This window comes from Allolucifera butyrica, assembly GCF_900476375.1.
Taxonomy (GTDB): Bacteria; Bacillota; Negativicutes; order Sporomusales; family UPPP01; genus Lucifera; species Lucifera butyrica.
The window spans coordinates 55,829-79,577 of the sequence record NZ_UPPP01000063.1 but is presented as its reverse complement, the minus strand read 5'-3'; the positions used below and the strand labels follow the sequence as shown (position 1 = coordinate 79,577).

Genomic DNA, 23,749 nt, shown 5'->3' with positions numbered 1-23,749 from the left:
TATACCATACCATAATAATCCCTGGCAACAAAAGTTAATTGCCCGTACTTCCAGTTCAGTATATTCCTCTACATTACAAATTATAAGCTTCCGGTTTAAGAATTCCGACGAAAGGCAGATTCCGGTATTTTTCAGCAAAATCGAGACCATAACCGACGACAAAATAATCGGGAATAGTAAAACCGTTATAAGCAATCTCTACAGGTACTTTACGCCGGTCCGGCTTATTGAGCAGTGTACAAATCTTTACACTGGCCGGTTTACGGGAGCGAATATTTTCCAATAGATAATTTAACGTCAGACCGGAATCGATAATATCCTCGACAATTAGAACATGCCTTCCTTCTACAGTTTCATCAAGATCTTTCAAAATTCGAACTACGCCGCTGGAAGTCGTGGCGCTGCCATAACTGGAAACGGCCATAAAGTCGATCGCCACCGGTATGTCAATGGCCCGGGCCAAATCGGCCATAAAAATGACGGCACCTCGTAAAACGCCAATCATAAGAATTTCCTGACCGGCATAGTCGGTACTGATTTCCTGCCCCATTTCCGCAATCCGGTGGGCCAGTTGCTCCCGGGTCAGCATAATTTCCTTAATGTCATTAATCACAGCTATATCCCCCTATTTATCGTCAATTTACAAAAATGCCTGGTGTCACTTTTAACTTTTGCCTGCTCCGACTGACGGAAACCGCCTATCCATAGGATGCCCTTCCGGTTATAAAAAATGGGTATTTCATCTCGTTTCTCACGTGGTATTTTAGCATCAATAAAGAAATCTTTCAATTTTTTGCTTCCCGGCATGCCCAAAGGCTGAAACCGGTCTCCCGGCTGCCGGCTTCTCACGAAAATAGGAAACGCGAGTTCTGTCGCGTCCCACAGGGCCGACATTTTTCCATCGGCCGACAGTCTGTCAGCCGATATTTCAGCGACTACCTGCAACCTCATTTGAGGAATCGAGGTGATTCCCGGCACTTGCAATACAATGCCGGGCGGCTCAATTAATTCCGGCCCGTTCTCTTTTTCCCAGCCCAATTCGAGAACATCATACCGGTTCATTGCTGTAAGCTTGCCCGGTAAACAGAAAATACCGCCTACTTTACCATGCAATGCCATCTTAATCAATTTTTCCACATGTTCAAAGGTTATTCCTTTCAACTGGCCCTGTTTTTTTTCAATAGCCCGCCGAAAAATTTCCCGCTGCAAAGCAATGTGCTGTTTGGCCAATTCTTTGCGGTCCAACAGCAGGCGCGTCCCTTCGCACCGGACAATCTGCTCCCATACTTTACCTGCCTGAACGCTGATATAATCATGCTCATCCCCGATAATACCGGCCGTTCGGCACAGCACGGCACGGATCTCCAGATTATAAGCCTCCAAGTCGGGTAATAAATCCAGACGAATTTTATTGCGTAAATAGTCCCTATTCAGGTTGGAACTATCCAGCCGCGGCTTTAATTGATGCATCCGGCAGTAATTATCAATTTCAGCCCGGCTAACCGCCAGAAAGGGCCGGATAATGCCGTTATCGGCCGGCAGCATTCCCCGTAATCCGCCGCTGCCGGCTCCCCGCAAGAGATGCATCAGCACCGTTTCCGCCTGATCATCCCGGTGATGCCCGGTGGCAATTTTTGCCCCGCCCAATTGCCGGGCTATTTTTCGCAAAAAAGCATATCTCAGTACTCTGGCGGCATCTTCCTCCGAGCGGCCGCTACGGGCAATAAAACGGGGAACATTAATCGCTCTGCCGTAAAATGGAACGCCCAGTCGCCGGCAAAATTGCTCTACAAATACGGCATCTTCTGCCGATTCGGTCCCCCGGAACATGTGATCAACATGAGCCGCCGCCAAATAAAAACCATATTCAGGCTGCAAAGTCCATAACATATGCAACAGGGCCAACGAATCCGGTCCGCCGGAACAAGCCGCCAAAACCGCTTCATTCCGGGACAATAAGCGGTATTTATTAATCCACCTTTTTACTTCTTCCTGCATATTACAGGCTTCTCCTCATAATATAGTTTACTGCCAACCGGTAGACGATAGAGCTAATAAAGATGCCAAAAGCAATCGCACCGCCGGTTAACAGGGTCTGCATCCCCATAGATATTCCCTCCACATATTGCCGGCGCAGCAGGAGCAACACCGTAGTATAGGCCTCCCGTCCCGGTACCAGGGGAATAAAACCGGGGATAATATACACCGTCGCCGGTTTTTTCAGGAGCCGCGCCAGAAATTCCGCTAGAATACCGACTGTTAAACTGGCAAAAAAACTGGCTCTGATCAGATTGTGTCCCGCAAAAGAAAAACCCGCCATAACCAGCCAGGCAGCCACACCCGTTACACTGGCATAAACTAAAGAACTCCGCGGTATACGGTATAATATTCCCACTGCGGCGGACATACAAAAAACAGCTGCGATGTGCAGCACCATCCCTTTCACCTCAGACCCTGCACCCAAGCTAACCGTAAAGTGTCAGACAAACAACGACTCCCATGGCTATCGCAACAGAACTTAATAAGGCCTCCAACCCGCGGGATGCTCCGCTAAGCAAGTCGCCGGCCATCACATCACGAATGGCGTTGGTTATAGTAAGTCCCGGCACAAGCGGAATAATACCGCCGATAATTACAACATCCCGTCCAACGGAGGGCCAGACAGACTGGGCGGCAATTCCCACCAGTGCAGCCGTAGCGCTGCCCAAAAATTCAAAAATGAAAGGAACCTCCTTCAGCCGGGAAACAATATGGGCGATATATCGAACCAGGACCGCCGCAACAAAGGCCAGTACAACCTCCGGCCAAAAAGCGCTTTGTAAAACAGCAAAACTGCCACCGACAATGCCGGAGGCCATCATGGACGGCAAAAGGGAAAATCCGGTCCGTTCGATAGCAATCTGTTCCAGCCAGGACCGGGCATCCCGGCCGCTGACTACCCCCTCTGCCATACAGCGGGAAACTTCATTAACTCTGGCAATGCGGTCCAGGTTAATCGTCCGGTCCTGCACCCGTCGCATGACCGTGAGGGAATGCCTCGTCGCATCCGTCACCATCAGAAATACACCGGTAGGAATGACGAAACTTTCCGCGGTTTGTACACCGCAAGCACGGGCAATATGATTCATTGTTTCTTCTGCCCGGTATGTTTCGGCCCCATTTCGCAACATAATCTCGCCGGCCAGAATTGCCACAGCCGCCGCATCTTCTAATGAGAACTCATCCATAAGCTATTTCCTTTAAATTCCCGCTAAAGCCATTTTTTCCTGCTTGAGACTGCTTAAAAACGCACTGCCATTTTCTCATTTCTGCCGAAAAATATCAATATATTATTGTCTCTCCTGACAAAGCAAAAAATACACCCCTATACAAGAAAAACCGCTAGTGCGGTTTTTCGGTAATTGGTAATTGAAGAAAGATCGCTTTCGGTCTTTCTGGCAGTGTACAAATCTCATATCGGTTAAAATTCGTCTAAAATGATTCTTCCGTTTCCTCTTTGACGACTTTAGCCACCAGCACGGTCATATCATCCCGAATCTTTGCCCCCGCCAATTCGACCGCCCGCTGTAAAATTCGCTCCGCCAGTTGCTGCGGGTCATCATTCTCCATACGGCGTAAAAAGTTGGTTAGCCATATTTCCTTTTCTCCTCCCCGCGAGGACAAATCCGTTACTCCGTCACTAACCATAATGACCGTATCACCCGCAACCAGTTTTGCTTTTACCGGTTCAATTTCAATTTGATTTAAAATTCCAATCGGCAGAGACGCCGATTCAATGGTAAAAATTTCTCTGACCCGCTTGATAAAACTAGGAGCCGAACCAATTTTTAAAAAATCGGTCTCACCAGTTAAGTTGTCGATAATTGCCATATCCACAGTCACAAAGTTTTCCTCCGGCATACGCAAGAGAAGCATGGAATTCACCGTTTTTACTGCCACATTGACGTCAAAGCCCACGGACAGTAATTTCTCCAAGAAGTGTACCGCCGTGCCACTTTCTCCGGCGGCCTTACTGCCGGTTCCCATACCATCGCTTAGCATTAGAGCTGTTTTGCCTTGATTTATGGATACTACCGTACAAGTGTCACCGCAAATATTCCCCTCTTCTTTCGGCCGGCAGGCCATTCCGGTCTCAAGACGATAACGGCGGGCGGTACGCATAATTAATTTACACTTCCGGTCGCTGGCCATATTACCGCATTCCGCCTGAAGTGTAAACGGTTCTCCCAATAAGTTGGTTATAAGCGGCAATAGCGTATGGATACATTCCTGCGTTCCCTGGCAGGCCGCTTTTCCCGCCTCAACAAGCGTACTATTTTCCTGCCTCGTCACTCTTACCGAGGTCAATGGACAATCCAAACTCAGAGCCTTTTGCTGCAGCCATTTGGCTAACCGCTGATCGTCCCCCGGTTCCTTTTTTATCTCTTGCGCTAAATTACCAAGGATGGCAGCCGTCGCCCGCATCTGTTCCGTAACCACCTGGCGGCAGTCAATTATCTTTTGCTGCCAGTATCCGTATATACGGTTTCGTTCAGCAACTGCATTTAATTTATCAACCAGTTCCCGGCTCTTAACACAACGGTTTCTTTGAGCGGCCGGCATAGCCGGTACGCTCAGTTTGCCTGATTCGGCCAGAACAAGCATATCCATCACAGCCTGATAAGTACGGTAGAAATCCTGATTCCAGCAAAAATCGCGTTTTTCGCAGGTCTCACAAACCTGCTCACCGATTACCGCCAAGGTACGGGCCATTTCTTCCTCCTTAAACTTTTCCCGGGCGATATTGGATAAATTGCCAAAAGTTCCCGCCAGATCGGTAAACATGTCGGCGATATTATTTAATTTATCGGCAGCAGGGCTCAATGCCGGCCGTCCCTGGCATAATTCGCGGCCGGCCGGCATTATGCTTTCCACCATGGTCTCCAGTTTCCGGACAGGAACAGTCAAAACCAGCGCTGCGGCCAGGGTAGATTCTGTCAGGATAAGACTAAAATCCCAGGCTTGTCCGAAATAAACTACGGTAATCAGACTGCCCAGAATATAACCTAATATGACGGCAAATCTTCCCAGGCTGCGAAAAGCTCCCGCCAGGAGACCGGATAAAGCGTAAAAGGCGATATCCTGTAATACGTTATTTTCCGTCAGACCTACAACCAGGCCTACGACAACCCCTGCCGCCGCCCCGGTTCCCGCTCCGCCACCCAAAGCCAGCAAGGCCACCAGGAAACTACCCGCCATATTACGTATACTATAACCCCAGACCGTGGCGCTCCCTAAACCGGCCACGGCAATGGCCGCTATCGCCAGCGTACACAGCAGGGACTCACCGGCAAAATGGCATTTCCATTCCGGTTCTAAAATAGCAGGCACGCCGTACAGGAAAAGACCGGCAAGCACCATACACAAGGATGCATCCAATACATTTAATACCACCGCATACAAGTTGGCCTGTTGCCACAACGTAATCCCCAAGCCGCTAAGCAATGCGGCTCCAAAAATAAAGGCAGGACCGGTCCACAACTTGTGCCGTCCGTATACTAACCGGCCTCTTAAGTAGAAATAGGCGCCAATTGATAAAATATACATGCCGGCTTCCGTATAATGTCCCGCCGATATCACTCCGGCTACCGTCCAAAAAGCTACGAGCAGCGCCTGTTTGGGAACGTTCTGAGCCACCGCGGCAAAAAATGCAAGACCAAACGGCGCTAATTCTCCCATAATGGAAACTCTCCCCAATAAAAAAGCCAACAAAATCAGGAACATTCTATTTCGCTGAAGCAAAGTACTTGCGAACGTTATTATTTTTTGCCAGAGTCTGCCTGGATTCCATTTGTTCGCACTGGTCCCTTTTCCAGACGTCACTTCCGGCGGCGCAAGCAATTCGTCCGGCACATCGATTACAGTCATTTTCGGCATAAAAAAATCCACCCCTGCTTATTATGGTATCCCACTTTTCGCAGTCCTCCGTCACTCGGCAATCATTTTCCAGTCATCATTTACCTTGCGGCTATCGAGTGAAAAAAATATTGTCGCCATAAATTCAGCCTGCGAAATGTGGATGGTATATACTGCATATTCCATTTTACATAAATTACCAGACATACTTTGTCTGAACAGGTCAGAGAATTTAATAAAAAAATTGACATAATCGATGAAAATAGGGCAAAAAAACTGCCTGTCCTCTGACAGGCAGACAAACAACCACCTTTATCCGGTTATAATAATCCCTTCCAAAATATCCTGTTCACTAACCATAATTTCATCCATTGCCAGATATTCCAATATGCAAACCAAGATAACAATTCCATAGACGATAATATCGGCCCGCTTGCTTTGTAGTCCGGCTACCTGGCCACGTTCGGACAGGGTCATGGCCGCCAATCTTGTCAGCCAGGCTCTTACTGTCGCCAGGGAAAGGTAATATCCCTGCACTCGGGAGCTGTCATATACGGGCAGGTGCTGTTCCATAGCAGCCAGGGATGTGGTCGTTCCCCCTACTCCCAACATACGGCCAGGCCGCTCCCAGGAAGACGTGACTGCTAACTGCTTTATTACATAGTCCCGAATCGTGTCTAAGTGCGGTACAGTCCCGTCCGTTCCGGCGGGAAATAATTCACTGAGACGTACCGCGCCTATGTCCAAGCTGATTGCTTCTTCCAGTTCGCCGTTTCGTCCCAGCACCATTTCCGTACTGCCGCCGCCAATATCAATCACCAGAAAACGGCTTTTCGCATTTTCCCCGTAGACTGCCCCCGTATAACTAAGACGGGCTTCCTCCGGGCCGCTTAAAACCGAGACCTCTACACCGGCGACATCATAACATAACTGAAGAAATTCTTTCCGGTTAACTGCATCCCGCACCGCACTGGTAGCAACAACCACAATATTCCGGGCGCCCCGGTCCTGGGCCTGGGCAACCATTCCGGCCACCGCAGCAGCCGTATTGTGCATCGGTTCCCGCCCTAACTTGCCGGTCTTGTGAACGCCTGTCCCCAGGCGTGTCGTTGCCATCTCCCTATACAGCGGATATAATATTCCTTCCCGTACATCTGCCACCAACAGCCGTACCGAATTCGTGCCAATATCAATCGCTGCCCGTATCACTCTTATCCCCCCTTATCAATTTAAAAAGAGCATTCATTACTGAATGCTCTCTCGTGTGTCTTATTCAGCCCGGCGGACCCCACCGCGGCCACCGCGCTTGGACTCGGTATTTTTCTTCAAATCCGTCAGGCGCTCATCACTATCTTTGAGAAATTTGCTCAGTTTATCCTCAAAAGACAACGTATTATTCATTCGGTTCGGTCGCCGATTATCGTTGGCGTGTGTCTTCTTGGGAACAGACGTCTGAAGTTGCTTGATCGATAGGCCGATCTTGCCACGTTCGTCTATGGACAAAACTTTCACCTTTACGCGATCTTGTTCTTTCAGAAAATCCTTGACGTCGCGAACGTATACATCAGCAACCTCTGAAATATGGATTAATCCAGCTTTTCCTCCCGGCAGTTCAACAAAAGCGCCGAAGTTTGTGATACCTGTCACAACTCCCTCAACAACACTGCCAACTTCAATGGACATACTAATCAAATTTCCTCCTTACAACATGTTTTGCAACCATATTATACCCTTGCGCCTTAAAAAGTGTCAAGGAATGTCGCCTAAGATCAATTTTTTCCAGCCGGAACAAAAGGAACTTCTCCCGGCTTAGCCAAACCCAATTCTTCCCGGGCCAGTTTCTCCACATATTCAGGGGTCTTTAATTTTCCTTGTTCCGCTGACAAGTCCTTATTAACCTGCTGCAGTTGTTTTAACTTCGTTTGGTTTGCTTCCATTTCCCGCTGAATTGTGTGCAAATCCGTCTGTTGCTGAAAATATACGTACGAAAAATATCCAATCATGGCTATCAGCAGCAGATTAAACCATTTAATGCGGTAACTTTTTCTTTTTTGCATTCTCATCGTCCACCACCGATAATATTATGGTAATATCTATTCGCCAACTTAACAGGACATTCCTCTTTCCTCCCTAAAAAGTAAAAAATAAAAAGCAGGCTAACCTGCTTAGGCAGTGGGCGGCTTCTTGTGTTTTTGATAATAATGTCTGATCGTCCTGCCGGCGAAAAGCCACGGAGCAGCCAACAACCGTCCGGAAAAACACACCGGTTTAATAAAACCATAGAGAACTGCCGTACGCAGCCAGCGGCCAAGCAGGGCCAAACATTGAAAAAAGCGTATCAGCAGGCGGAGCACATAGTGGCTAAATAAGCGGTAATATACCCCGATGCCGGCAATCAGACCCAAAAAAGTATACCCCCGGACTTCTCCCCAATTTTCCGCCAGCAGGGAACCAAATACAACAACAATAGCCAGCACCCAGTATCCTAAATCAGCCAATGTGCCCATAATCCAGCGCGGCCGAAATATCCCCCGTAAGACGCGGTAAAAATCAAACAATATTCCTAATACAATTCCGAGCCAGAGCACAAAGAAAAACGTCTCCGCCTGACCGCTGAATCCCAATGATTTCACCTTCTTTATGAATCAGCTATTTCCACAACCATCCCCGATAACGCCTGTATAAAACCCGTCCCGTAAAAAACAGCATTCCTGCCGTAATTAACATTCCTCCCGCCACCAATCCACCGGCAGCTTGCCATCTTGCCGTCCACCGTTCATAATCAGGCTGCCTTTTATGTCGAAACCGGTAACTGGCGCTAATTACGCGTTCTATATAAGCAGCCGTTTCTCCGTACGGTGGTACACCGCCATAAACAGCTACCGTTTGTGGCCCGGCATTGTAGGCGGCTAGAGCTAATACCATGTTACCATGATACCGGGTATATAACTGAGCCAAATAAGCCGTTCCTATCCTGATATTTAAAGCCGGATCGGTATAGCAGCGGCTGTCGCACGAACCGGCATGACGCCCTGAACACGCTTTGATTTGTTCATTCACTTCCCGCCAGGTTCCCGGAGTTACCTGCATCAGACCATAAGCTCCGGCAGGAGATACCGCTTTCGGCTCAAAGGAACTTTCTGCTTGAATTACGGCAGCAATGACTGCCGGACTGATCTTAAATTCTCCGGCGGCAGCATTAATCAACGTACTGTATGGCAGGGCATTCACAGTCACCGGTTCTTTCACCGCCGCGTTAAAATCCCGCCATACCGCCGAACGGCAAAAATGAATGCCATAGAATGCCAGGCCAAAAATAACTCCTTCCACTATCAGCATCCCTATCAGGCAAAACCACCGGCGCAGCATCCCGCTGGCAGCCATAACCACACCTCGCAGCCTTCCAGCATTGACTTCTTACCGTAGCAGCCGCCCTAATAAGCCTTTCTTTTGCTTGACCTCCTCATCATAGACTAAGGATTGAACGACCCCTTCGATGCTAATATGGCCCTTATCCAGATTTAATTGTTTGATGTTCAAGCCCGTACCGCGAATAATTAATATTCCTTCCTCGGTTTCCATGACGATTTCCTTTTCGTCAAAGCTGCCCAGATTCACGACCCCGTCTACGGTCAACTCTTCCCGGTCCACCAGGTTAACCTGATGCCGCCAGTTGGTGTTTTTATCATCCATGGGCAAATACCACCCCCGTATGCTTTATCAATGATGTATATGACCCAGGACTGGTAAAATAGTACAAATTGGTCTCAATATCCGGGCATACTAAAAAAATAAGCAGCGAAAAGGAGAATAGTATGAACTGGTATTACTGGTGGCAAAAACTGGCCTTTCAAATTGTTCATAAGACAACCATCTGGGTTCCGTTGACCTTCCTGGCCACCTCTCTAACTGCCTGGTTTCTGGCCGGCATCCTTGAAAAGCATAATGCCCGGGAACGGGAAGCCTTGCTGGCCCGCCGGACGGCAATCGTTTATACGGCTACGGCCTTTGCGTTATGGCTATTCAGCTTCATCTTCAAATAAAGCCTGCTTAAAAAGATGCAGATACTAGGCGCGGCGAGCATTCGAACGAGGCGTACTCAGGCGTACGTTGAGTGAGAACGCGCAGCCGCAACAACGTAGGTCCCACATTTCGCATTCTAAAATAATGGCAAAGGACTGCGAAAAATGGGATTGGTGCGCTTTTTAAGCAGGCTCAAATAATCTATTTATGCGTTCCCAGGTTCCGAATCGTTACATTTACGGAGAGAATCAAGGGAATGGTGGGGAAAATGTTGTCCCACCGGTCTTTTACTTTTTCCCAGGTTGCCGGGGCATGGGCCTTTAGTCTGCTTTGAAATCCGGGAGGAGATAGCCCTAGCTGCCAATACGCCTGCCGGGCATACAGAATATTCTTTTTCACTTCCTGGGCAAAAGCTGCTTCCAGCTTCCGGATATAAGCCGGGTCACTTGTATCATCCCCCATCCCGTCGCATTGATTTTCCCCCAAATTGCCCATCATATAGATATCGCAGGTAAAATAAATCGAGTCGCCATCAATGTGAGGCGTTAACCGGGTATCATGACGAAATAGCTCAAATGTTACCGGATAGGCAGGATGGTTCGGACAGGGAGCAACGATCAGGGCACTCTTTTCAATCCCCATAAGAAACTTGCCGCCCTGGGTGGCGTAGCCGTCGAGGTAACCGGCGAAACGTCCGTTTTTAAATACCGCCATGCCGCCCATCTTTAAAACGGGAGGCTTGTAATCCAAACGGGGTATTACCAGCGATGCATGTTGGTCAAATCTTTCGGTAACGTACCCGAGGTCGGTATGCGAACCGGCAATGAACGGGTCCTTAAAATACATTTCGGCGCTTTTGGCCAAATACATACCGCCCGCTTCCCCGCTGGGCGGTTTATAGTTTAGTATATCGGCGGCCCGTCCGGGTGTAATAAACACTTTCGTCCGCCAGCGGAGTTCAGCGTCCCGGTGAAACCAGTCGATTATCGGTTCTAATCCTTCCCGGATCGCGGCTTCACTGATAATAATACTTTGAATATGCTCGAAGTAAAGCTGCCTGTCGGCTTGGCCCTGCAGGTCCTCAATCATCTGAAACAGCGAGTCGCCGTCGGTGGCAATGACAAACGTTTTGGCACTTTTAGCTTCTCTTGTCTGTCCTTTGGGCGGCGGCGCCAATTCTAATATTTGCAAACTAAGACGGTACTTGCGCCGGCCCTCAAGCAGTGGGAAGTCCTCCACGTTAGCCGCACCGCTTTCTTTTTCCTTGGCGGCGCCTGCAACATCAATGGCCGCCGCCATGACGAAACTGCGTTCCTGCAGTTCATGCCGGTCCCAGCAACCCGCCACCGGCAATGACAAGGCCAGTACAGCAAACAGGGCGGCTAAACGAATTTTCATTGGGGTACCCCCTGCTTATTTGGTATGTTCACCATAATTGCGAATGGTCACATTCACTGACACCGCCAGCGGGATTTGCGGCAGCCGCTGATCCCAACCGTCTTTGACCTGCTGCCACAATTCGGGCTGTTCTTCCCGGAGTTTATCATTCAGACCCGCGACATCCACTTTTAGATCCTCCATCTGCTGCAAGCCGTAAAGAACCATTGTTTTGACTTTGTCGGCAAAAGCAACCTCCAGGTTTCGTAAGGACCGGCTGTCCCGCGGGTCATATTCGCTGCAGCCTTGCATTTCATTGATATTGCCAACCATATTGATATCCAGTGTAAAGTAAAGTCTGCCCCCGTCAACATGGGATGCCAGACGGGTATCATGGCGCAGCAGCTTGAAAACCAATTTTCTGTCCGGACGCTCCGGACAGGAGATGCTGATAACCGCTTCTTTTTCCAACCCGCGGATTAATTTCAAGCCGGCTACTGCCTGCTCATCCAGAAAGCCGGCAAACCGGTCCTTGTGGAAAACGGCCAGACCGCCTACCTTGACCACGTTGCCCGCCAGTTCAATCCGCGGAATCGCCACATCGTTGTGATTGTCGAGAGCCAGGCTGATATATCCCAGGTCGGTACGTTCCCCGGCCACATGTAAATTTTTCCGGTACAGTTTGGCAATATTGGCTAAATAGATGCCGCCCGCTTCGTGGTTGGGCGGTACAAATTCCAGCAACGGCCGGGCTTTGCCGGAAGTTACATAAACTTTAATGCGCCAGCGCATTTCACTGTCTTTGCGGAAAAAACTTAGTAACGATGTCAAAGGGGCATCCCGCACAACGGCCTCGCTGAGAATGATAGTCTGCACATGCTCAAAATACAACGGCTTACTGCTCTGTCCAAACAGGTCGCGTTCCATTTGAAAGAACGAATTTCCCACATTGGAAATCACAAAGGTTTTACTTTGTTTGCCCGGTTCTTCCGGTGTAACCAGTTTTAGAACCTGCAAGTCCAGACTGTATTTTTTACTTCCTTCCAGCTGCTTGTATGTTTCCACCGCCGCCCGCTTCGCCGGTTCGGCGGCAGCCGTGTCAATGCCGATAGCCAGAACAAAATTCCGGTCCTGCAATTCCCGCCGGTCCCAGCAGCCGGTCAGAAGCAGACAATACGCCAGCAACAGCATGGCGCAAACGCGTCGCCTGGTCATGACGGCACCATCTGCCTTTTTTGCCGGCGATAGGCCAAATAAAGGGATACAGGTATAATCAGAAAGGAAAAAACCAATCCCAGCCCGGTACCGGCTTTCTCCGCCCAGCTAATCATATTCTGCCCGTCCAGCAGTACGGTCCCCACAAAAATAAGCGGCGCCAAAACCAACACCCCGGGCCGGTGGTCGGCATAGCCCAGGCGGTATTGCAAGAGATAGGATAAAAGCAGCAAATAAGTGGAAAAGGTTACAAAAACCAGCGGGATCCAGGCTAACAGCAAATAATTTTCCAACCGCTCAATAAACGTACCGGGCAGTTCCACACTGCGGATTACAGTTAAAACGGCAAACGGGTTGTTCTTTACACCCTCCACCGACAGCACGCCAATGGTCATAACCATAATAAACAGAAAGACGACACCGCCGCAGCCGAAAGAGGCGCCAACCGCTTTGTTCAAGCTAACCTTACCTCGATATACCTGCGGCAGCAGCAGCAGCAGAACTTCGTAGCCGGTGTATAAACTCCAGGAATCGCCGATTCCTTTGGCGATTCCGGCTAAATGCAACGGCCATAAAGGCAAGAGATTCTCGGGCAAAAAACTGAAAATGGTTAATGACCAGACAGACATCAGCATGACCACAGACACGGTAACCATCAACTGCACAGTCCGGATAAACGTCCCCAGGTCCTGCAGGGTGCAATATACGCAGACTGCGAGCATAGATAACGCCAATACTTCCTCGGGGGTGCGGTCAAAGAGAAAAAAGGCGATGGTCCGGCTAAACATCTTTAAAGCGAGGGAAAAGTCGATTCCAATGAAAAGGGCCAGCCAAAGCAAAACTCCCCAGCCAAAAAAGCGGCCCCAAAGCAGGGAAACATATTCGGCGAAGGTTTGATCCGGATAATACCGGCCTAACCGCACCATCATCCAGGCAGTTGCGTAAAAAACCGGGCCGGACAATAGAATACTGATCCAGGCATCCTGCCCGGCGTCGACAACCAGTTTTTGCGCATTAGCCAGGATATTGGTGCCGATCATGGAACCGACTAATATCACTGTCAATTCGCCGGCCGACATTTTACCTTTAGCTTCCAGATTTGGCATACTATTCCTCTATTCTGCGCCGTTCCTGCGCACCCAGCTGTTTCGGACGGGCCGGCAGTTGCCGTACCGGCACCCGGACCAGAGAATCTTTCCAGTCACCGATCAGAGCGATGTCCAACAGGCCGCCCACATAGGACTCCCCAAAGCTGCGCAAGGAACACATGTGAATGGTAACAATCAAAATACCCAGCATAACCCCGTATAGTCCCAATATGGAGGACAAAACCAGCATTGGGACCCGGATGGACCGTAATGCCAGACTGAACGTAAAGGAAGGCATACTGTAAGAAGCGATGGCGGTTGCGGCAATCACCACCACTAACAGCGGGTTGACCAGGCCGGCCTGGACGATGGTATTGCCGATGACAAAACCGCCGACAATGCTGGCTGCGCCGGCGATTTGCCGCGGCAGCCGGACTACGGCCTCCTGAAAAACTTCCAGGATCAACTCCATCAATACGGCTTCCAAAAAAGAAGGAAAGGGCGTACGGGAACGCAGTTCGGCAATGGAAATAGCCAGGGTCGTCGGCAGCATACCGGGATGAAAGGAAACAATCGCCACATAAACAGCCGGCAGATAAATCGCCACGAAGGCGGAAAAATGCCGGGTCAGGCGGACGAGACTGGCTACTAGGGGCGGATTGGTGTAATCTTCCGCACTTTGCATAATCAGATTGTATGTACAGGGTACAACCAGTGCGTAGGGCGTATTGTCGACCAAAATTGCCACCCGTCCTTCATACAGGGCCGCAACCAGGGCATCGGGACGTTCAATACTCTGCACCTGGGGAAAAGGCGACCAGGGTCTGTCGACGATAAATTCTTCGACGGCGGCGGAATTAATAATTTTATCAACCTGGATATTACGAATCCGCCGCTCCACTTCTTCCGCCAAACCCGGTTTTACTAAATAAGCATCATATATGAGTGCCACTTCCGTTCTGGTCCGCCGGCCAACGGCAATGATTTTGATTTTGATGTCCGCATCGCGGGTCCGGCGCCGGACAAGCACGATATTGTCCTTAATCGTCTCCGTAAAAGCGTCGTGCGGTCCCCGCACCACCTCTTGGGTAATGGGTTCCGAGACAGACCGTTTTACGTATTTCTCCACTCCGACCAGAATGGCTTCGTTGATCCCGTCCAGCATCAGCAGAGCCTTGCCGGACATAACCGCCGTAATGACTGCTTGCACTGAACTTTCCACCGACAGGGCTGCCGACGGCACTAACCGGTTAAGCAAAGCGGGCAGATCGATTGAACGGACCGCTTCCGCCTGCCCTTCCGGTGTCATCAGGGGGTTCATAACCGCCCGGTTTATCAGTTCCTTATCAATCATGTTTTCCACATATACAAGCAGCGCCCGGCGGCTGCCGGCTAAAAAAGACCGGTAAATCACATCCGCGCAATCTTGAAATACGGTCTGCAAAAAATGCTCATTTTCCGCCAAAGCAGTAGTGAAACGAAACGGTTCTCCCGGTGGTGCGTCTGCCTGCCGCAGCTGATCCCTGACCTGACCGATCTCGCCGCTAATCTCACTGCATTCCGACAGCAGGTTTTGCAGCTCCTTCAGGCGGGATAATGCCGTATCGCGGTTAGCCGCCGGTATGGCGGCAGAGATTTTTTGCCATTGCCGGCAACTGCATTTTCTCTTCATCCGGTTTCCCCTCCGCTATATCATACTTGGTATTTTTAACCGGCTTTGAAGTTTTTATAGCTGGAAAAGAAAGGAGGGAGCTGGATGTTGGGTATTGGATTTAGGGGTTGGCTCTTGGAGGGAGGACGGAAAAACGGGAAAAATATAGGCCGGGAAGGAGTTTCTTCCCGGCCTGTATGCTATTGCCAGCGCTTTTCAATAGTTACGCCCTTAAAGTAATAGCCGATAATATCGGCGGCTGTTTTTCCTTCCTGGGCCATTTTATTGGCGCCCCACTGGGAAACACCCACGCCGTGTCCATAACCCTTACCAGTAAATATTACATTATCACCGTTAAATTCCACCTTATCCAGCAGTAGGGATTTCAGTTTGCTGACGCCTAAACCAATACGAAATTCCGGTCCGGATACCTGGACGGTTTTATTAATCAAAAATACCGTGGCCCGGCCCGATGGTCCCTTTTGGCTGATTTCCAAACTGTCCAGGCTGTTTACCTTATGGCCCTGCTTGGCAAGAGCATCCATAATTTCCTTTTTGCTAAAAGTTGCCGTCCAGTTTTTAATATCGGCAGGCGCCAAATCATCCGGTGACTGAACCGACTGAATATAGGGCGGTTCCGCTTCTTTATAATCAAGACCTTCTTTCGCAGTCGCCGTAATGCCGCCGGCGGAAGAATGAAACCAGGAGTTAATCGGTTTTCCCTGGTAAGTAATGATCATGCCCCGGGTCATTTCTACCGCTTTCTTTACGTTATCATTGACTTCCTTGGCGTTGTAAGCCTGAAATTCCTTGACATCGGTGGACGCCTGCGTTCCCCGGGAAGGAACTCCCCCTTTGGTTTCAATGGCCTGTACCGTAAAAGTACGGGCTAATATAGCCTGCGTAGCCAGGGCTTCTATGGGCCAGTCATTCTTCATTTCCCCTGCTACTACACCGGCTATATAATCTTCCATCTTCATTGTTTTCTTTTCGCCCGTTTCATGCATATACACGGAAATATCCGGCTCATTTCCCTGTACTGCCTGCCGCTGAGGCGCAGGCTGCGAAGGCGCCGGCTTTTGCTGCGGCCCTTTAAATAAGGAGCACCCGCCGGCTATCAATACAACTCCCAATAAAACAGGCAGCACCCAGTGCACTCTTTGCTTCATACGTGTAGCCCCCTTAATCCAAATTTCTTTCTTCTTTATTATGGCAATCCTGTCTGTTCTCAATGCACTTTAGACGGCAAATGACAATTACCAATATTTATTAACAGGATTTTAACACAAGAGTAACAATTGCTGCCGGCACTTTGATTACAATGAAAGTAAGAATAAGAAAGGAATAATAAAATGCCCGCTTATCTTTCAAAACACATCTTAAATTTTTATCATAAAACTAAAAAGCAGGAAAAAATCACAATGTCGCTACCGGATGAAGCAGCAGCAGAAATTGCAGTTCAATTGCGGGATAACCAAACCAAAGTACTGAAAGATGAATTGGAATGGATTATTTTAGAAAAGGAAATTTTTCCGGTATATCAACCGATCGTCGATTTAAAAACAGGCGACATTATGGGGTACGAAGCACTCAGCCGCGGTCCGGCGAACAGTCCCCTTTACTCCCCCCTCGAACTCTTTCGGGTGGCTCAGGACAGTGGTCTTTTATTTCCCTTGGAACAAGTCTGCCGGGAAAAGGCCATACAGAATATACACCTTTTAAAGTCCTATCAGCAGTTGTTTCTCAATATCAACGCCGACGTGGTCAAAGACCCTCATTTTCGCGGCGGTATTACCAAATTGCTAATCCAGCAAAAAGGGTTTTTACCGCAGCAAATTACCTTTGAAATTACGGAAAGAACCGCCATTCGTGACTTTAATAATTTTAGCCGTTCTTTATATCATTATCGTGAACAGGGGTATAGCATTGCCATTGACGACGCCGGCGCCGGCTACTCCAGCCTTCAGGCTATCGTTGAACTCCGGCCGGCTTATATAAAAATTGATATGTCCATCGTTCAGGATATTGACAGAAACCCCCTGAAACAGGCTATTTTAGAAGCAATGGTACAATTGGCGGCAATGATCAATGGTAAAATTATTGCTGAGGGAATCGAAAAACCGGCGGAATTAGCTATGCTAATTAAAATGGGTGTCCATTACGCGCAAGGATACTATCTCGCCCGACCAGCCAATCCTCCTCCTCCTGTTCCGCCGGAAGTTAAGGAGTTTATCATGGATGTAAACATGGAAAACGAAAAATTAAAAGCGAAAATTACACAGCAGGGGTTTGGTGTAACCATTGGTGAGATTGTCGAGCCAGTTCCAACCGTAGGAAAAGGAATTTTGGTGCGGGATGCGGAAACTATATTTAATCAGACACAGGTAAATGGCATTGTCGTGCTGGAAGATCGGCATCCCTTGGGACTTTTAATGAAGTATAAGCTATATTTTCACTTAGGCACGAATTACGGTGTTTCCCTTTATTATCGCCGTCCGGTAGAACTGGTCATGGATAAGTTTCCCCTCATCGTAAACGCCGATCTTCCCTTGGAAGCGGTGTCTCAAATCGCCATGAGCCGGGAAGAATATAATTTATACGATTACATCATCGTTGTACAGGATGACATTTATGTCGGTGTTGTTTCCATTATGAATCTTCTTAACAATATTACCAAACTCCAGATCCGGCGGGCGCATAATGCCAATCCCCTTACGGGGCTGCCCGGGAATCTGCTCATTGAAGACCGGTTGAAGGAACTGGTGACAAATAAGGCGCCTTTTGCCGTCTTATACCTTGACTTAAATAATTTTAAGGCGTTTAATGATAAGTACGGGTTTGAGCATGGTGATAAGGTCTTATTGTTTACAGCCCAGCTTATCAGCCGCTGTTTGGCCATAAGCGGCGGCACGAACGATTTTATCGGTCACATCGGCGGCGACGACTTTATTATCATTACCAGACCGGAGCGAGCCTGTGCCTTGGCGCAGGCAATCATTGAACAATTCGATACCGATATTCTGCCATTTTACCAGCCGGAAGACCGGGAAAAGGGCTACATCGAAGTAAAAAACCGGCGGGGACAATGGGAACAAATTCCGATTGTCGGTGTCTCCATTGCCATTGTTTCTACGGCAAACCGTCCTTTTTCAAACTATCTTGAAATTGGTGAAATTGCGGCGGAACTAAAAAAACTGGCCAAAGAGCAGCCCTGCTCCAATTACGTAATGGATAAGCGTCAGCAAATACAAAAGTAAACCGAGGAGGCGTAACAAGGTGCTGTCAAAAGTAACTAACATATTAATCGTATCCGCTTCTGTCGGCGCCGGACACACGCAAGCAGCCCAGGCTGTCCGCGCTGAAATTGAGCGCCAGAATCCTCTCGCCCGCGTTCATATCGTCGATTTTATGGCCGGACAAAATTCCTATTTAAATACATTGCTAAAAGAAACTTATTTAAAAATGATTGATATCTTTCCCAACATGTATGACTTGTTATACCGTTGGTCCCAGGTACCACATCCGGGAACGGAAGTCCGGACCATTATGGCTCAGGCCATGAAGCATGCCATGAACAACCTCTTACACCGTTATGCACCGGATTTTCTAATTTTTACCCATCCCTTTCCTTGTGCCGCCGCTTCCTACCTGAAGCGCACCGGCAAACACACCCTCCCAATGGCTGCGGTTGTTACCGACTTTGCTGTTCACCGCTTGTGGATCGACTCCGAAGTTGATTTTTATTTTGTTGCCACCCGGGAACTTCGTTCATCCTTAGAAGCGGCAGGGGTATTGCCGCGGCGGATTTTTGTCACCGGCATTCCGATTCGTTCCCAATTCCGGCATTGTGGCAAATCGTCCGGACTGCGGGCTGATTTTGGCTTAAACAGAAAGGACCCTGTTCTCCTTGTCATGGGGGGAGGGTTGGGCCTCGGCGCCATGAAAGAAGCGTTACTCCACTTAAATAAAGTTCCTATCCGGCTGCAGATTGTGGTCGTAGCCGGACGAAATCCCGAACTTAAAAACAGCCTTGCTTCTTTGATGACATCGTCGCCACATCATGTCCGCATATTAGGTTACACGGAGCAAATTGCTGAACTGATGGCTACGGCTGACCTGCTAATCACCAAACCGGGAGCATTAACCATCAGTGAAGCGCTGGCCATGAACCTGCCTCTGTTGTTTTTTGACTCTTTACCTGGCCAGGAAGAAGAAAATGCCGCTTATCTTTCGGCAAAGGGAGCCGCGGTATGGCTGCGGGAACAGCGGGATTTAACGCCAAGTATTACGCATTTGTTATCCACGCCCGCGCAATTGGCCTCCCTGCGGGAGCACGGTCGCCAATTTAGTCATCCGGCGGCCGCTTCCCATATTGCCGGTGTCCTTTTGCGGGCCATAATAGCTACGCCGGCTACAAGGTCTAATCGTACGGCACCGGCTATCACTTAGGAGGAGCGTATGATTAAAATGCCTTCATTCACCACTCTGTCATTGGCCAGAAGCCTTCAGTTGCTCTTGGCAACCACCAGCCCCCTGCAATGCCTGCTTGACCGTCCAGGCATTGCCCACGAATTTTGCAATCGTCAAGCCATAACCATTTTGCGCCAGGACGGCTTTGAAAAGGATGCCGCGCTATTAGAACAATTTCTGCCTGAACTCAATAACGGCGTCTACTGGGCCGACACAGGCTGGAAAAATGTGAATCACTATTTTGAGCCAGGCGCCGGCAAAGGCTTATGGAAATTTGCCAACGCAGCGGAGGATTTCCGGTTCTATTATTTTCTGGCCCTCAAAAACGCCCGGCGTGGCCTGCCCCATAAAGCTGCCTTCTTTTTGGGGGCTGCAGCGCATTTAGTTCAGGACCTGTGTGTCCCGCATCATGCCAGCGGCCAACTGTTCCAGGGACATCAGGAATATGAGGCCTGGGCCGGAAAACATTTCCCGGACTACGCCGTAAAATCCCAAGGGATTTACCTGATGCGGCAGCCGGAAAATTTCTTGATTAACAATGCTGTCATCGCTCACGATTTTATTTCCTGGGTAAATCAAGGTTCTTCTTCCTACCATGCTGCTACCCTGCTGCTGCTTCCCCGCGCCCAGCGCTCCACAGCCGGTCTTTTCCGGCATTTCCTGGCGGCAGTGGCGGGATGCTTTCTTAGTAGAAAAGCCGTTGCTTAACAAGAAAGACCGCTATGCGGTCTTTCAGTCCCTAGCGCAGGGCTCAGGGCGCGGCAGGAGGATTTTCTTCCTCTTTCAGTTAAATATTCCGAATATTGCAAACATCATCATTGAACGGCGGGAAAAAAAGTCCCCCCAAAACCTCATAATTGTACTACAATAAAGGTAGGACGATATTTACTTTCTGGAGGTGAATACTATGTTTAGCAAAATTCTGGTTCCCACCGACGGCTCCAAAGACTCGTTAAAAGCCGTGGATTGTGCCCGAAAAATGGCTGAGCAGTTTAATAGCTCCATAACGTTGCTACATGTAATACAGAATTACGGCAGTATGCCAGGCTTCGCTCTCATGGCGGCTGGGGCCATCCCGCCGGTAGTTTTGGACGACCTGGAGGAAAGCGGCCGGGCAATTCTGGAAAAAACCCAGGAAAGGCTATCCGGATTTACCGGTAAAATCACAAGCCGGCTGGAATTCGGGCAGGCTTCCGAACGGATTGTGAATATTGCCGCCGAAGAGGCATTCTCTTTAATTATTATGGGCAGCCGCGGATTAAACGGATTCAAAGGCCTATTGCTGGGCAGCGTGAGCAATCAGGTCGCTCAATTTTCACCCTGTCCCATTCTTATTGTAAAAGGCAAAACCACCTCACAACCGTCACAATCCTAACAATAAACAATAAACGACAAGCGCCGAAAAAGGTCATGACATTAAAAATGTCATGACCTTTTTCTCTAGGGAGAGACTACGTGTAAAAGCTTCTATATTTTCCTTGGTAACTACAAAAAATCGGCTTGCCTAATTTAATTATAAATCCTTATGAAATTCCTGGTGTTAAGAAAATGTTAATTTAGTATTAAATCCACGTTTCCGCACCCTTAACTTATGCAAAGCCGATTTAGAAATTACGTAAGAATTGCAACGTGTTTTTCATAAACTCCTTGATTTTTTCCGGGTCGTTAGTTCCGATCAAACTGCCCATCTGGGCCAGTGTATCAAAAACTTCCTTTTCCTCCGACCGGGTAAAGAAATAATAATCATTCGGATTATGGTCCCCATTTGTATCACATTCCAGGATAAACGTTCCATTATAAAAATAGATATTAATTCTTCCACGCTGGTTCGCGGCGATAACGCTGCGGTGAATTTTTTGGTTATCCTCCAGTTCCTTATGAAGCAGCTGCCCGATTACCACGTAGTCCGTACAAGGAACATGTTGCATAAAGCTACCTCCTCTGTCTTAGTATGTCACACTTACCATTATATATAATTTCGTTTCTTCTGTCGCCCGGATTATAAGAAAGACCGCTAACGCGGCCTCCCGGGAATTGGAAATCGAAAGAAAAAAGCCCCTCAAAGGGACTCCATTTGAACTAAACCTTAAATTTATTCACGACGGCCAGAAGTCTTTCGGCACTTGACTTTCCTTCTTCCGCCTGCTTAACAACAGAATTTACTTTATCTACAATAATTAATGCCTTTTGCGCAATCGTCTGCGTCCCTTCGGCTCCCTCATTGGTCGCCGTTGCGACTTCGTTAATCGCCGTTACCATGTTTTCCACCGATTGCAGGATTTGCTCCGAACGGCTGCTAAACTCGGAAACCATGCTATTAAAGTGTTGGGCATCCTTATTGTAGGTTACGGCAGTTTCAATTTGAGCTTCATAGTCTTTGACAACCCGCTCATCAATAAAACCCAATATTTGTTCCGATTGGTCAACCAGATTTTTTACTGCTTCAATCACCGTACCGGTCGTAGCTTGTATTTCCGTTACGGACTGCTTGGACCGCTCGGCAAGCTTGCGGATTTCATCGGCCACAACGGCAAAGCCCCGGCCCTGATCACCGGCCCTGGCCGCCTCGATAGCGGCATTTAAGGACAGTAAGGATGTTTGCTCAATAATTTCCATAATAGAATGAGAGAGAATATTAATGTGTTCTACTGCTTTGGCGTTTTCGATGGCCTTTCTTAAATTTATATTGGTCTTATGATAGATCTGATTCGCCTGGTTATGGGACTGCTCGGCAAACTCCCGCATTTGTCCTGCCCTAGCACTAATCTCCTGAGTGCGGGCCAAACCGTCCGCCGACTGTTTGGCAATCTTTTGCAGCGACACGGCAATATCCGCCGAAGTGGCATGCATTTCCTGAGCCGTTGCCGCAGTTTGCTCCATTCCGGCCGATAAGGTCTGGATAATTCCGGATACCTCGCTAATCTCGCCATTCAGGTCATCAACCGCTCTATGGGTCGTTTTAACTGTAGACATCATTTGATCCGACTCATGGACTACGTTTTTAATGACTTCCCGCACCGACACAACCATCGTATCGGCGTTTTGAGCGATATAGCCGATTTCATCTTTCAGATTTCCTAATTTTTTAGGCAGGGAACCGGAAAAATCATTTAATGCCAGGGTATTAAAATAGGCTAAAATAGCCTTCATCTCGCCCCTTACCTTTAAAAGCATCAGCACACAGCAGAGTAAGAAAATGATAACAATCGACGCTGTTATGGTCATAAAAAACGACTTACTGCTAGCAACAAGGGATTCCGACTGCTTATTGAGATTATCGGTTGCGTCCGACTCATACTTTACGATCGCGTCAATTTTATTCATTATCTTTTGATCCAAAGCGACCAAAAATTGTTTCTGCTGGGGAGACGGCTGTTTGCCATCCCTGATCATATACATTGTTTTTACAACATCGTTATGATATTCCACCAATAATTCTTTTAATCCCGTTATCTCTTTCCGTTCTGCTGGATCATGAGCGCTATTTTCAGCGATTTCCAATTTTTGCAGGGCTAAATCGCTCCGGGTGCCTAAGGCTTTTTCATTTTCCACTTTATATCCTTCATACAGAGTCTGCAAATAGGCAATTCGCAGCAGTGCATAATCCATTTTGACATCCAGCAATTTACTCGTAGGAATATAGCGGTCATAATACATGGCTGACTGCAATTGTCCCGTCTCATTTACGATGTGAATGCCGAAAATGCTGGTCGAAATAATAGCCCCTATGGAAAGGGCCGTTAGAATAGCCAGGGCGGCTGAGATCGTAAAAACAGCTGATAGTTTGAATTTTTTCCTGGGTATTCTCAGTTTTTTCATGGACAGTATGAGACCTTTCATTGATATTCTGAGATTTTTCATCGCCTATCCTTCTCCCTCTTGTTTCATGTAGACGTATTCCAAAGGTTGCCACGGTATCTCAGAATATTATTCGCTGCTGCCAAATTGCCTCCTGCCCAAAATCAGGCACAGACCCCTTCATTTCCCATATTTTACAAAAACTTAATATTTCCATAACATAAGACAGGCC

The 23,749-nt window shown here is 48.4% G+C and carries 23 protein-coding genes; 5 read left to right on the top strand and 18 right to left on the bottom strand.

Features of this window, described 5'->3' with window-relative positions:
- Positions 1-73 precede the first annotated feature (73 nt).
- The 11 genes from hpt to yabP form a co-directional block, all read right to left on the bottom strand.
- On the bottom strand, positions 74-589 hold the full coding sequence (gene hpt / locus LUCIF_RS08035) for a hypoxanthine phosphoribosyltransferase (RefSeq protein WP_370745014.1): 516 nt from the start codon (positions 587-589) through the stop codon (positions 74-76).
- A gap of 26 nt (positions 590-615) precedes the next feature.
- Positions 616-1,998: a tRNA lysidine(34) synthetase TilS gene (gene tilS / locus LUCIF_RS08030; RefSeq protein ID WP_122627359.1), complete on the bottom strand. Its 1,383-nt coding sequence runs from the start codon at positions 1,996-1,998 to the stop codon at positions 616-618.
- A 1-nt stretch (position 1,999) separates the two neighbouring features.
- Positions 2,000-2,437 carry a threonine/serine exporter family protein gene (locus LUCIF_RS08025; RefSeq protein WP_122627358.1) on the bottom strand — a complete coding sequence of 146 codons (438 nt, stop codon included), beginning with the start codon at positions 2,435-2,437 and terminating at the stop codon, positions 2,000-2,002.
- A 28-nt stretch (positions 2,438-2,465) separates the two neighbouring features.
- Positions 2,466-3,227, bottom strand: a complete 762-nt coding sequence (locus LUCIF_RS08020) for a threonine/serine exporter family protein (protein WP_122627357.1) — start codon at positions 3,225-3,227, stop codon at positions 2,466-2,468.
- A 244-nt stretch (positions 3,228-3,471) separates the two neighbouring features.
- On the bottom strand, positions 3,472-5,916 hold the full coding sequence (spoIIE, locus tag LUCIF_RS08015) for a stage II sporulation protein E (RefSeq protein ID WP_122627356.1): 2,445 nt from the start codon (positions 5,914-5,916) through the stop codon (positions 3,472-3,474).
- A gap of 291 nt (positions 5,917-6,207) precedes the next feature.
- Positions 6,208-7,104, bottom strand: a complete 897-nt coding sequence (locus LUCIF_RS08005) for a Ppx/GppA phosphatase family protein (protein WP_165865931.1) — start codon at positions 7,102-7,104, stop codon at positions 6,208-6,210.
- A 60-nt stretch (positions 7,105-7,164) separates the two neighbouring features.
- On the bottom strand, positions 7,165-7,578 hold the full coding sequence (locus LUCIF_RS08000; RefSeq protein WP_122627353.1) for a S1 domain-containing RNA-binding protein: 414 nt from the start codon (positions 7,576-7,578) through the stop codon (positions 7,165-7,167).
- Positions 7,579-7,664: 86 nt separating this feature from the next.
- Positions 7,665-7,952, bottom strand: coding sequence for an FtsB family cell division protein (locus LUCIF_RS07995; protein ID WP_207857218.1), 288 nt, complete (start codon positions 7,950-7,952; stop codon positions 7,665-7,667).
- A gap of 108 nt (positions 7,953-8,060) precedes the next feature.
- Entirely contained in the window at positions 8,061-8,528 is a 468-nt protein-coding gene (gene yabQ / locus LUCIF_RS07990) for a spore cortex biosynthesis protein YabQ (RefSeq protein ID WP_165865930.1), read from the bottom strand.
- A 16-nt stretch (positions 8,529-8,544) separates the two neighbouring features.
- Positions 8,545-9,279 carry a lytic transglycosylase domain-containing protein gene (locus LUCIF_RS07985; protein WP_122627350.1) on the bottom strand — a complete coding sequence of 245 codons (735 nt, stop codon included), beginning with the start codon at positions 9,277-9,279 and terminating at the stop codon, positions 8,545-8,547.
- 33 nt (positions 9,280-9,312) lie between these two features.
- Entirely contained in the window at positions 9,313-9,588 is a 276-nt protein-coding gene (gene yabP, locus LUCIF_RS07980; RefSeq protein WP_207857216.1) for a sporulation protein YabP, read from the bottom strand.
- Between the two features lie 122 nt (positions 9,589-9,710).
- Here yabP and LUCIF_RS07975 point away from each other — a divergent pair, with 122 nt between their 5' ends.
- The gene (locus LUCIF_RS07975) at positions 9,711-9,938 is read left to right on the top strand and encodes a hypothetical protein (protein ID WP_122627348.1); all 228 of its coding nucleotides are present in this window, start codon (positions 9,711-9,713) and stop codon (positions 9,936-9,938) included.
- 181 nt (positions 9,939-10,119) lie between these two features.
- Here the strand turns inward: LUCIF_RS07975 and LUCIF_RS07970 are convergent, their stop codons facing one another.
- The 5 genes from LUCIF_RS07970 to LUCIF_RS07950 form a co-directional block, all read right to left on the bottom strand.
- Positions 10,120-11,316, bottom strand: coding sequence for a Ger(x)C family spore germination protein (locus tag LUCIF_RS07970; RefSeq protein WP_122627347.1), 1,197 nt, complete (start codon positions 11,314-11,316; stop codon positions 10,120-10,122).
- A 15-nt stretch (positions 11,317-11,331) separates the two neighbouring features.
- Positions 11,332-12,510 (bottom strand): Ger(x)C family spore germination protein, encoded by a 1,179-nt coding sequence (locus LUCIF_RS07965; RefSeq protein WP_122627346.1) that lies wholly within the window; start codon positions 12,508-12,510, stop codon positions 11,332-11,334.
- The gene (locus tag LUCIF_RS07960) at positions 12,507-13,616 is read right to left on the bottom strand and encodes a GerAB/ArcD/ProY family transporter (RefSeq protein ID WP_122627345.1); all 1,110 of its coding nucleotides are present in this window, start codon (positions 13,614-13,616) and stop codon (positions 12,507-12,509) included. Before LUCIF_RS07960 ends, LUCIF_RS07965 begins: the two co-directional genes overlap by 4 nt.
- Before the next feature lies 1 nt (position 13,617).
- Positions 13,618-15,270 (bottom strand): spore germination protein, encoded by a 1,653-nt coding sequence (locus tag LUCIF_RS07955; RefSeq protein ID WP_122627344.1) that lies wholly within the window; start codon positions 15,268-15,270, stop codon positions 13,618-13,620.
- A 179-nt stretch (positions 15,271-15,449) separates the two neighbouring features.
- A complete protein-coding gene (locus tag LUCIF_RS07950; protein ID WP_122627343.1) occupies positions 15,450-16,418 on the bottom strand; it encodes a SpoIID/LytB domain-containing protein in 969 nt (322 codons plus the stop codon).
- A gap of 252 nt (positions 16,419-16,670) precedes the next feature.
- Here LUCIF_RS07950 and LUCIF_RS07945 point away from each other — a divergent pair, with 252 nt between their 5' ends.
- The 4 genes from LUCIF_RS07945 (at position 16,671) to LUCIF_RS07930 (ending at position 21,094) form a co-directional block, all read left to right on the top strand.
- Complete coding sequence (locus tag LUCIF_RS07945) at positions 16,671-18,506, top strand: GGDEF domain-containing protein (RefSeq protein WP_165865929.1); 1,836 nt, start codon at positions 16,671-16,673, stop codon at positions 18,504-18,506.
- A gap of 19 nt (positions 18,507-18,525) precedes the next feature.
- Entirely contained in the window at positions 18,526-19,698 is a 1,173-nt protein-coding gene (locus LUCIF_RS07940) for an MGDG synthase family glycosyltransferase (protein ID WP_122627341.1), read from the top strand.
- A 9-nt stretch (positions 19,699-19,707) separates the two neighbouring features.
- Positions 19,708-20,427 carry a zinc dependent phospholipase C family protein gene (locus tag LUCIF_RS07935; protein WP_122627340.1) on the top strand — a complete coding sequence of 240 codons (720 nt, stop codon included), beginning with the start codon at positions 19,708-19,710 and terminating at the stop codon, positions 20,425-20,427.
- A 199-nt stretch (positions 20,428-20,626) separates the two neighbouring features.
- A complete protein-coding gene (locus LUCIF_RS07930; protein ID WP_122627339.1) occupies positions 20,627-21,094 on the top strand; it encodes a universal stress protein in 468 nt (155 codons plus the stop codon).
- Between the two features lie 229 nt (positions 21,095-21,323).
- On the opposite strand, the gene LUCIF_RS07925 is transcribed toward LUCIF_RS07930, so the two are convergent.
- Together LUCIF_RS07925 and LUCIF_RS07920 are read right to left on the bottom strand one after the other, a co-directional pair.
- On the bottom strand, positions 21,324-21,647 hold the full coding sequence (locus LUCIF_RS07925; RefSeq protein ID WP_122627338.1) for a hypothetical protein: 324 nt from the start codon (positions 21,645-21,647) through the stop codon (positions 21,324-21,326).
- Between the two features lie 151 nt (positions 21,648-21,798).
- Positions 21,799-23,559: a methyl-accepting chemotaxis protein gene (locus tag LUCIF_RS07920; RefSeq protein WP_165865928.1), complete on the bottom strand. Its 1,761-nt coding sequence runs from the start codon at positions 23,557-23,559 to the stop codon at positions 21,799-21,801.
- Positions 23,560-23,749 lie beyond the last annotated feature (190 nt).